The 1,484-nt window shown below is 70.5% G+C and carries 1 protein-coding gene; it reads right to left on the bottom strand.

The window, feature by feature from the left end; translation table 11 throughout:
* A partial coding sequence (locus KYY02_RS33540; protein ID WP_371244835.1) for an NF041680 family putative transposase occupies nt 1–1,358 on the bottom strand: 1,358 nt, incomplete at its 3' end.
* Between the last annotated feature and the right edge of the window lie 126 nt (nt 1,359–1,484).

Genomic DNA, 1,484 nt, shown 5'->3' with positions numbered 1-1,484 from the left:
TTTTGTGACCCAGGTGGGCGTCCTGGGCCGGGCCTGGACGGTTTCGGCCCTGCCGCCGGACGGGCGGCCTTCACGCGGAGGTGGCGGAACCCTCGACGGACGCGCGCGGGGGTGAGCCGCTGTGGCTCGGCAGGCCGTTCCCAGGGGTGGCGCAGATCCTCGGCCAGCGAGCGGGCGAGGCGGAGCTGGGCGTGTGCGGCGATCACCAGCCAGGTCCACAGGTCCGCGGTGTCGGGATGGCGGACTTTCGGGCGGCTCCAGCCGAGTGTCTGCTTGAGGAAGCGGAAGGTGTGCTCCAGGTCGAACCTGCGCAGGAACGCCTGCCATCGCACATCCACCTGGTCGGCGGAAAGGCCGGTGGCCGAGGTCCACAGCCACACCGGTTTCGCCTCGCGCTCGCCGGGCAGGTGATCCACCTTGAGCCGGATCAACGTGCCGTGCTGCGTGGGCAGTTCTCCCTCGTGGTCGAGCCAGGCACTGCGGGCCTGCAGTTTCGGATGCATGCGGTCCCAGGCACGTGCCTCGGCCCGGCCGTAGCGGGTGGTCTCGCAGGTGGTGAGCCGGTCGGGGACGTGCCAGCCCTCCGGTCGGGCGAGGCAGAATCTGGCTCCGTGTTTGCGGGGGCGTCCGCCTTTGGGGGTGGATTGTGCGGGACCTGCGTCGCGGTACATCACACGGTCCGAGCGCAGCCGGGCCATCACCTCCACCGGCAGGTCACGCAGCGCGTACGAGAGGCGGGGTGCGTCATAGCCGGCGTCCAGCACGATGAGGATCGTCTTGTTTCCCGGCTTCCAGTGGCCGGCCGCGACCAACCGCTCGACCACGCCGCGCAGTTGGGCCGCGGCCACGGCGACCGCATCGTCGGCCGGGCCCAGGCGGACAGCGTCGAGCAGGGCGCACCAGGAGGTGCGGCCGGTCTCCAAAGCGGCGACGAAGGAGTACGGCCAGCCGGGCACGAACTGGTCGCTGGACCGGCCGCCGCGTCCGTAGACGTGGCAGAAGAGCCGGTCGGGGCTGGTGGGGGCGTCTGGGCGGAGCCAGTTGCACACGTCCGCGGCGAGCACGATGCGCCCGTCGGCGGCGCGCGGCAGCGGCAGGCCGGCCAGGACCCGGCGCAGACGGGCCGGCTGCAGCCACCCCTTGTCCAGCGCGGCGTACATCGCCCCGTGCCCGCGCCGATGCTCGGCAGTCAACGTTAGCTCCACCGGTGACTTCACCGGACCGTCCGCGCACAGCATCGCGTCGGTGAGCTCGAAGAGCGCATCCGCTCGCGCGTACAGGCAGTCGTAGAACTCAACCCGAAAGCGGGACAGGACACCCAACACCTCGACGGCAGGGGCCTGGGCAAGGACACTCATCTCAGCGGCCGTCCCTTCACACTCCGTGACTCGACACCTCGAAGCGTGGAGGACGGCCGCGTCCCGCGTTCTCCGAAAAGGAAGATCTCAGCAGGTCGGGTGACAGACGAGGTTAAACGCCAAGCT

The organism is Streptomyces pimonensis, from assembly GCF_041380215.1.
Lineage (GTDB): Bacteria > Actinomycetota > Actinomycetes > Streptomycetales > Streptomycetaceae > Streptomyces > Streptomyces pimonensis.
The sequence above is the reverse complement of the archived record's forward strand: the minus strand, read 5'-3'. Positions and strand labels throughout refer to the sequence as shown.